A 9,175-nucleotide genomic window follows, 5' to 3' on the forward strand; every position below is an offset into this window, starting at 1 on the left:
TGGTATGCTATGGCCAAAGGTTGAAAACGAAAACTCTGGCTATCGCTTGGCGGCGACCGGCGGTATTCGAGATACGGCGTTTGACTTCGCTGACGTGGCCAGTTATACCGCTGAGTACCTAATGCAAGCCTATCCTGAGCTACTAAAAAGCCGCTATAAAATTGATGAGCTACCCAAGACCGATTGGGAGTTTTTTGAAGTGGCGGGGCGTAATCGCGGTTGCGTGCGTGCGGGCAACCAAGTCGACACTTACCGCATGTCTGAGATTCTTATTAATGAGCTGCGTAGTGGCAAGCTTGGTGATATTACGCTCGAGACGCCTGCCATGACAGAAGCTGAAGAGCTAGTCGTTGCTGAACAACGTCTCGCTGCCGAAGAGAAAAGAATCGCTAAAGAAGAAGAGAAGCGTTTGCGTCGTCTAAAAACGCGGAAGAATCGGAAGTAGACAAGACACAGCGCGTCAGTAAAATCTATACCAGTAGCGCGTTTAAATCTACATAACAGTTTTACTGTCGATTAGACGTATCAAGTTCACCACGGTCTCTACTGCCATTTTTTAGTTGAGATAAAGTTGTTTAACCATTGATTTTAAAACAAATATTATTTTCTCCTGAGTTCTTATTATTATGTTGTAGTACTGTTACTTTGGGTCTATACTCATTTAAATAATATGACGTTTTACGCTGATAAAGGCAATTTATGCTTATAAATAATTGCCTTCTACGATGTGATAAGTTCACCATTGATTAGCAAATATTATTTAGTTTGTTTTTAATACAACGTGAGGTATAAGCTAATGGCTCAATTATTTAAAAATATCTTTAACAGTAATAAAGAGAAGCAAGCAGCCGAAGTAGAGTCAGTCCAGAATGAGGATTCGCAAGCACAAGTGGCGGCAGAAAACGCACCAGAAACCGAGAAAAAAGCAAAGCACGGCGAAGAGGGTGTTTGTTGCGGAGGTTGTTCTTAACCAAACCTTTTAGTTAAATTCACTAATGGCACTCTTATGAGAAATAGGTTGCGAGAAGTTTTTTACTTTCGCAACCTATTTTATTTTCAGAAGAGTATATTTTTCCCGATCATCAATAATATCTACCTGTGGCAAAAGCTGAAAGTATTAAGCTACGACAGAACAACGGTCTAAAATACTCACGACAAATCATACAAAGCTAAACCATTGAATATACTCATATAAGGTATAATTACTCACCTTAAAATCACTACATAATAAAGCCTATGACCCAGCTAACTGCCAATTCTACCTCTTCTGAAATTACCTTTAGCCACTCTACAACCTCTCTCGACTCCTTCGCCCCACGCCTACTTGATTGGTTCGCTGAAAACGGTCGCCACGACTTACCTTGGCAACAACACCGAACCAATACGCCAAACCCTTATATTGTTTGGCTATCCGAAGTCATGCTACAGCAAACGCAAGTGACCACTGTATTGCCCTACTTTGCGCGTTTTATGGACAGCTTTCCAACGGTGCAGGATTTAGCCGCAGCAGAATGGGATATGGTGGCGGAGCATTGGGCGGGGCTTGGCTATTATGCGCGGGCGCGTAATTTGCATAAAGGCGCGAAGCAATTGGTTGCAGTGATTGATGAGACGGGCGACTTTCCGCAGACGCTAGCAGGTTGGGAGGCGATTTCTGGCGTTGGACCGTCGACCGCTGGCGCGATTATGGCAATGGGGCTACATCGTTATGGCGTTATCTGTGATGGTAATGTCAAACGCGTTCTCACACGCTGGGCGGCCATCGATGGTGATATTACTAAGTCTGCTACGACCAAAGCGCTGTGGGCGTTGGCAGAGCGTTTAACGCCTAGGGAAAATTCAGGATTATTTGCCCAAGCGATGATGGATATGGGCGCAACCTTATGCACGCGTAGCAAGCCTGCTTGTCTGTTGTGCCCACTGCAAGAGGATTGTATTGCCCATGCGCAGGGTCGCGAAACTGATTATCCAGTCAAAGCTAAAAAGCAGCCCAAGCCAAGCAAGTTTAGCAATGCGCTATTAATTAAAGGTATGGACGGCAACATACTTTGGTTACAGCGTCCTGACAATGGTATTTGGGGCGGACTATGGAGTTTGCCTTTGCAATTTGTTGAGAAAATTGACGGTAAAGTAAGTGGCAAAACAACTGCTAAAAATTTAGGAGCCAGCGATGATAAATTATTAAAAGTTGCTAGTAATAAAAAAAACTATGAAAAAGTCTATGAAACAGAATTTACCACCGCTGAGCAAATTATCAATGGATGGTTAGATAAGCGTAATTTAGCAGCCGCGCCCATTAATAAAACCTTGCTTGATGACGCGCCTATTAAACACTCACTAACTCATTTCCATTGGTATTTAACGCCGCAATCACTGACTTTAACTAATGAGCAAATGGCTGATTTAACCAAAGCCTTGCAAGCAGCAGAAATTAATATAAATTGGTCAAATGCTGAAGATGCACAAGCAACACTAGGATTGCCGCGCGCGATGGTTAGGATTTTAGAACAATAAGTTAGGGCAACTAAATAACATTTATAAAAAAAGCGACTCAAAATATATTCTGAGTCGCTTTTTTCATTTATAACCTACAAAAAACTTAAGATTTGGGCACCCGCAAACGCATCAAGCCTTCTTGTTGTACCGTCGCTACCAATCGACCATCTTGCCAAAACTGACCGTGGTTTAAGCCTTTAGCATTAGATGTGGTGTCGCTCCACATGTCATATAGCAACCAATTATTTAGATCAAAGTCACGATGAAAATGCATCGAGTGGTCGATACTCGCCGCTTGCAAGCCACTGGTCATAAAGCTGACACCATGTGACATCAGCCCCGTACCGACCAAGTAAAAATCAGACGAAAACGCCAATAGTGCTTGCTGAATGGCCACTGGCTGCTTGCCAAGCTCACGGATACGCAGCCAGTTTGCTTGCTTGGGTTTCATCGGTTCTGGATGAATCGGATCACGCGGCTTAATCGGTTTAATCTCGACATGACGATGACGCATAAAACGCGCTTTTAGGGCATCAGGAACCTTTCCAACATACTGCTCTTTTAAATCTTGCTCATCAAGCAAGTCCTCTGGCGGCGGATAAACCGGCATATCTTCTTGATATTCCAAACCCTCTTCCATCGGTGAAAACGAAGCAATCATCGAAAATATCACTTGCTCGACAGGCGCTTTACCGCGCACTTCTTTATACTGAATTGCTGTGACTTCACGCGCTGACAGGCTGCGACCATCACGCAGGCGGCGTACTTGATAAATCACCGGCTGATTGATATCGCCACCGCGCAAAAAATAACCATGCAACGAATGACAAGGTTTGTCTTTATCGAGCGTATGCGATGCGGCCATAATTGCTTGCGCCAGCACTTGCCCGCCAAAAATACGACTGCCCACATAATCGTGGCTTTTACCTTCAAAAACATCAGGGCTGACTTCGATAAGCGCGACGGTAGCGAGCAGCTCATCGATCAGTTGCGGATAATCAGACATGACGATAGGTTTCCTTATTTTGATCAATCACACCAAGCATTGAGATATAAGCACTCAAGGGTCAAGCGTATCAATACGATACGGCTTAAGCCAATGCGGCGTTTTAATTTAAAATAATATGTATAGTAGGTTCATTTTAAAACTGTTATGGCATGACTATTATAGTTTGCGATAAACACCCACATAACGCTGAGAACGCCAAATAAATAGCCAGTAAAATGATTAGCAATCACTCATTATAAAGCGAAAAGCCAATCATCTTAGCGAATATTAAAGATTTTGACTAGGCAGTCGCCGCCTTACGAGTCGGTTTAACGCTTTATTAGCTTAACAATAATGAGCAAGTAATTATCTAAACAAGTAGCTATCTAAACAAGCAGCTTCCAAGCTCACAAACATAAATAAAAAACGAGATGATGAAACACCTCGTTTTTTATTTGACCTTATACTATGGTTTTACAGCAACCAGCACGCGGATAGAGTCTGGCACCAGCGATAAATTACCTAGTGCTTGCTCACCTTGGGCTTTTAGTTGCTCTAGACGCTCAATCTCTTCTGGGCGCACGTTAGGATTGATGGTTTGCAAATGCTTTAGGCGCTTTATCTCACGCGACCACTGCTGGCTAAAGCGCGCGCTTGCCTGTTCACCAATGTCTACTAGCTGCTGACGGGCAATATCTTCGGCTTCATAATAGCGCTGCTCAATCACATCGCCACGTACTTTAATCACTTGGCGGGCGCGGTTTTTATCCAAGCGCTCAATATGCGGCATAATCATATCGCTGCTGATACGGGCGGATAAATCACTACCCTGCTCGCTGATAAAGACACGAATATTTTGCGTCGGCAAGGTAGCAGGCAAATTGAGCAATCTTGGCGCAATCGCTTCAACGCGGAAATTCACTTCTAGCAGCACCATACCTTGTGGAACGGCGGCACTCTTTAACATCGCAACGGTGGTATTCCCAAAAGTACTGGTACTTGCTAGCTCATAAATCGCGCGCATCAATGGATGCTCATGGGTGATAAATTCGATATCTTCACGCTGCAGCGCTTGCTTGCGCTCAAAGGTCAGCGTCATGCCGTCTTCGTCACCGAGCGGCAGACCGTCAATATAATCGCTAATTTCCGTGCTATCAATCGGCGCTATCACCCATGAACCATCACGTTGGATATTGTGGTCGATATTGGCGGAAGCAAAGAAGCGCTCGATAAATTGCGGCAATAGATTATGTTTATCAAAATCATGCATGGCATCGGCAATGCGCCCAGCAACGCGCGGACGGCATGAGTTGTACTCAAGTAAGCGATCGCGACCGGCTTGTAGCTGTGCTTCTAGTCCCAAGCGCGTTTGCTGTGCCTCTTCGATAATATCCTGCAAAATGGTGCGGTTCTCGTCGGTATCCGCGCCTTCAAGCAGCGGTTTTAACTCTTGGATATATTGCTCTTGTACGCTTTGCGCCGTTGGAGAAATCTGATTAAACATATTGAGCGCGTCGTTATACCAGCGGTACAGTCGTTCTTGCGCCGTCCCTTGTACATAAGGAACGTGCAGCATAATTTGCTGTGTCTGCCCGATACGATCTAGGCGACCGATACGCTGCTCTAAGGTATCTGGATTGGCAGGCAGGTCCCACAATATCAGCTGGCTTGCAAACTGGAAGTTACGACCTTCTGAGCCAATCTCTGAGCAGAGTAATATCTGTGCGCCCTCTGAGTCGGCAAAAAACGCTGCTGCTTGGTCACGCTCAAGTAAGGTCATCTGCTCGGTAAAGATGGCAGTTTTGATACCGGCATGCAGGCGCAATACCGCCTCTAAACTTTCGACCGTCGCCCCACTACGGGCAATTAGCAGCACTTTTTTATGTTTAAGCTCACCTTTTAAGATAGCAATCAACCACGGCACCCGCGGGTCATCTTCTAACCAGCCGCCATCGGGTTGATTTTCTTCGCCCCAAAGTTGCTCGCGCAATTTACCCTTGGTTTGATAGCTATCTACCCATGCTTCAGGTAGCGGCAACGGATACGGCTGGCTGCTACGTCCATAAAAACCTTTGACGCTTTCACGGGTATTACGGAATAAAATACGTCCCGTACCATGACGGTCAAGGAGTTCATTGAGCGCATAAGTACGCAGTTTTTCGTCGTCATTAATGTTTGCTAATTCATCGATACTAATAGAAAGCAGATGACTTAACGCCGCTATTTGACCGTCGCTTAACGGTTTATCCTCGATTAAGACACTGGCAACGGCGGCGGTTTCGGCAAAGGCTTCTTGACCATCGATAAATTCATCTAAATCATCAAAGCGATCAGGGTCTAATAAACGCAGACGGGCAAAGTGACTTTGGGCGCCAAGCTGCTCTGGTGTTGCCGTTAATAGCATCACGCCCGGCGTTTCTTCGGCAAAGTCAGCAATCAAGTCATATTTATCATTGCCGCCTTGCGCTTCATCCCAATGCAGGTGATGCGCTTCATCGACGACCAATAAATCAAAGCCTGCTTCCATCGCTTGATCGTACAAATCTGGATGATCGAGCAATAAATCCATGCCGGCAATGATACATTGCTCGGTCGTAAAGACGTTTTGCTCAGGGTCGTGTTCTTTAATCGCAGCGGTACGTACTAAATCAAACAAGGCAAAGTTTAGGTTAAAACGGCGACGCAGCTCAATCATCCATTGATACTGCAAACTGTCTGGGACAAGAATTAGGACGCGCTCAGCTTTGCCAGTCAGTAGCTGCTGATGAATAATCAAACCCGCTTCAATGGTTTTACCCAAACCGACTTCGTCAGCAAGCAAAACACGCGGCGCGATACGTTTGCCAACTTCATGGGCGATATACAGCTGATGCTCGATGATATCGACACGTGCGCCCATCAAGCCTTTGAGCGGATGACCCGCTAGCGCTGATTGCATACGCAAGATATCTTGACGCAGCTCATACCAATCCCCGCGCTCAATACGACCAGCAAGTAGACGCTCAAGCGGCTTAGCCAGTGTGATATTAGCCGCCAAACGAGTTTCCATAATGCCGCGCTCATGCTCATCAACACTGTATTTGAGCACACCCATCACTTCTTTGACAGCTGTCACCGTAAAGGTATTACCGGCTTGGTCAGAAATACTATCACCTTCTTTGAACACCACGCGCGATAACGGCGCAGAATTTTTGGCGTAGACGCGGGTCTCTTCACTTTGCGGAAATAGGATATGTACACAGCGGTCATCAACGTCGATGACCACACCCAAGCCAAGCTCAGACTCCGTATCAGATAAATAACGTTGACCAACGGCAAATTCGGTGCTGTGCAATGAAGCGATAGAGATAGTCATAAGGCGATGTCTTTTGTACTCAGATAATAAGAAAATAGATAGTTAATGAATCAAGCCACAATCATACAAACAATCACGCAAGGATTTAGTCAATTAATAGCTCAAACTCATTAATAAGTTGCTGGTCATTGAAGCTATCAGCAACGCCCAACTTGTCAGCTAGGTCGATGGATAAAACAGACCATTATATAACGTTAGCGCCTAGATGAGTGCGTTAAGTTAACTTTTCAAGGGCACTTTTTGGCAAGATTATTGCAATACTGCGCTTAAGTAACTTTTTAGAAATCAATATATAACGACTCACAAGTAAAGAAAAAGGCTCGCTACTATGCGCTAAACATTGTTATCATAAAATTGTTTCTATATTGTTAATATATGCAATTTAACATTTCTTATTGTTATTGAAGCTATGTTAACCATTACCCCCTTTTAGATTTTCCCAATGATATAAAAAAGTTATTCAAAAAATTTAACTAGCAAGTCTTAAAACACAAAATTTTGGCAATCCCCTACTTAATACCGTCCTTTTTAAGACCGTTAAGTAAGCCAAATAGTGTTTTTTATAGTCGTTTAAGTTATGTATTAACCGTAAATACTTTAACATTTGTTATATATCTAGATATTTAACTGATTGATAATTTTAAAAATTTTACCCTAATACTCAAATCCCATTTTCGTAAGGCTTACGTATCGCCACATCGTCGATTACTCGCAGCAAATAGCATCGGTAGTCTGCATCAACAGTCTGCTTTGTGGTCACGTTTATCCAAGGACAATCCCCTCATGAGTGCCTCCAAAAAAGTTGGCTTTTTTAACCAAGTCAGTACCCAAGTGACGACCATTCTATTTATTGCGTTTGCGGTCGTACTAGCGGTTGTTGTTTATGTTGTTGATAAAGAAGGTTATGAAAAAATTCGCCTTGAATCAGCAAAACTGGTCGCTGAGCGTGGTAATACCGCGGTCAATAGTATCTCAGCCGATATCAATCGCGTGATGCGTAGTGCCCTGTTATTGCAGCAAAGCGCGCAGACTTTGCCGCCACAAGAAGCGATTTTGCAAGCCAGTACCGCCAATGCTTTTGATAAGCGCGATTATAACTTATTAGGTAGTGGCGGCATTTGGCCAGAAAAAGGCGCACTGGGCGCCAATACCGCGACCCATCCATTTTTGATGGTGCGTCAAAACGGCGATTATCAAGCGGTACTCAGCGACCCAAATCCTGCCAATCCTTATTATCAAGAAGACTGGTTTAGCGTTTTGAAATTGCTCAAACCTGAAAGCTGTATCTGGAACCATGTCCGCGCGAGCCAAACCAAAGGCGAGCTGGCGATGAGTTGCGGTGTCGCCATCGAGCGTGACAACCAGTTCTGGGGTGCCAGTACCGTCAACTTTACCCTCAACCAGCTGCAAGAAAACATCGTTAAGCTCAGCGAAAGCTCGGGCTCAGGTTATATTTTACTGCTCGATAACAGTGACAAAGTTATCGCTTCCTCTAATCCTGAGCGCTTAAGCTATATCGACGAAGCCACCGGTACACCGCTTGATATCAAGCAAGTTATCAACGCTGACCCTGCTTGGAATCCGGTACTAAACTTCTTGGAGACGCAGCGTAACGAGACCATCGAGCGCGTTGCCGCTAGCGTATCGCCACAAGTTCAGCAGGTATTGACCACGCTTGATAAAGCCGAAACCGGTACGTCAAAAGGCTATTATCTCGTCAACTACGCCGCTTATCTAAACAACGGTGAAAATAAGCAAAATGCGATGGATAGCCGCTTATTGCAGAGCTTTGAGTTGGAAAAAGACAGCTACTATAACGGCAGCCAAGCGTACGTATTTGAGATTCCTGAGACTTATTGGAAACTTATCGTCGTCCAGCCTGACGCTGAAATTAACGCCATCGCTGACAATCTAAGTAAAAATCTGATCAACTGGATTGCCCTCGCGCTACTTATCACCGCGGGTTTGATTTACTTTATGCTCACTTATTTAGCATTTAAACCGTTAAAAGAGACCACGGATAAAATCTCGCAAGCGGAGAACCTGATTAACGATAAGCAATACAATAAGCTAAGCGAGGTTAAATTCGCCGAAGGTCGCAACGAGATTGGGCTGGTAAACGGCTCTATTAATGACCTCCTAGACCGTATCCAATCTAACGAAGGTAAGCTTGCCAATATCAACCAGCAGCTAGAGATTAAAGTTGAAGAACGTACCGCTGAGCTACAAGAGACGCTAAAAGAGCTGAAAAACTCTCAGCTGCAATTGATTCGTTCAGAAAAAATGGCGACTTTAGGTCAAATGGTCGCAGGCGTTGCTCATGAGGTCAATACGCC

Annotated in this window: 6 protein-coding genes; 4 read left to right on the plus strand and 2 right to left on the minus strand. The window is 44.6% G+C overall.

From position 1 onward, the window contains the following. The 3 genes from V7D75_RS11655 to mutY form a co-directional block, all read left to right on the plus strand. A partial coding sequence (locus V7D75_RS11655) for a YlqF/YawG family GTPase (RefSeq protein WP_442968961.1) occupies nt 1–445 on the plus strand: 445 nt, incomplete at its 5' end. 351 nt (nt 446–796) lie between these two features. Further along, the gene (locus tag V7D75_RS11660) at nt 797–970 is read left to right on the plus strand and encodes a CCGSCS motif protein (protein ID WP_333614693.1); all 174 of its coding nucleotides are present in this window, start codon (nt 797–799) and stop codon (nt 968–970) included. Between the two features lie 266 nt (nt 971–1,236). Further along, nucleotides 1,237–2,514 carry an A/G-specific adenine glycosylase gene (gene mutY / locus V7D75_RS11665; protein WP_333614694.1) on the plus strand — a complete coding sequence of 426 codons (1,278 nt, stop codon included), beginning with the start codon at nt 1,237–1,239 and terminating at the stop codon, nt 2,512–2,514. Nucleotides 2,515–2,599: 85 nt separating this feature from the next. Here the strand turns inward: mutY and V7D75_RS11670 are convergent, their stop codons facing one another. Both V7D75_RS11670 and rapA read right to left on the minus strand, forming a co-directional pair. Continuing rightward, entirely contained in the window at nt 2,600–3,502 is a 903-nt protein-coding gene (locus tag V7D75_RS11670) for an acyl-CoA thioesterase (protein WP_144297665.1), read from the minus strand. Between the two features lie 448 nt (nt 3,503–3,950). Next, nucleotides 3,951–6,839 carry an RNA polymerase-associated protein RapA gene (gene rapA, locus V7D75_RS11675; protein ID WP_333614695.1) on the minus strand — a complete coding sequence of 963 codons (2,889 nt, stop codon included), beginning with the start codon at nt 6,837–6,839 and terminating at the stop codon, nt 3,951–3,953. Nucleotides 6,840–7,622: 783 nt separating this feature from the next. On the opposite strand from rapA, the gene V7D75_RS11680 reads away from it, so the two are divergent. Next, nucleotides 7,623–9,175, plus strand: a 1,553-nt coding sequence (locus V7D75_RS11680) for a cache domain-containing sensor histidine kinase (protein WP_333614699.1), incomplete at its 3' end; no start/stop codon positions are given.

Source organism: Psychrobacter sp., assembly GCF_036731945.1.
Classification (GTDB): Bacteria; Pseudomonadota; Gammaproteobacteria; order Pseudomonadales; family Moraxellaceae; genus Psychrobacter.

Excerpts from the sequence above, each read along its gene's own strand:
- V7D75_RS11660 (WP_333614693.1), top strand. The coding sequence starts at position 797 with ATGGCTCAATTATTTAAAAATATCTTTAACAGTAATAAAGAGAAGCAA.
- mutY (WP_333614694.1), top strand. The coding sequence starts at position 1,237 with ATGACCCAGCTAACTGCCAATTCTACCTCTTCTGAAATTACCTTTAGC.
- V7D75_RS11670 (WP_144297665.1), bottom strand. The coding sequence starts at position 3,502 with ATGTCTGATTATCCGCAACTGATCGATGAGCTGCTCGCTACCGTCGCG.
- rapA (WP_333614695.1), bottom strand. The coding sequence starts at position 6,839 with ATGACTATCTCTATCGCTTCATTGCACAGCACCGAATTTGCCGTTGGT.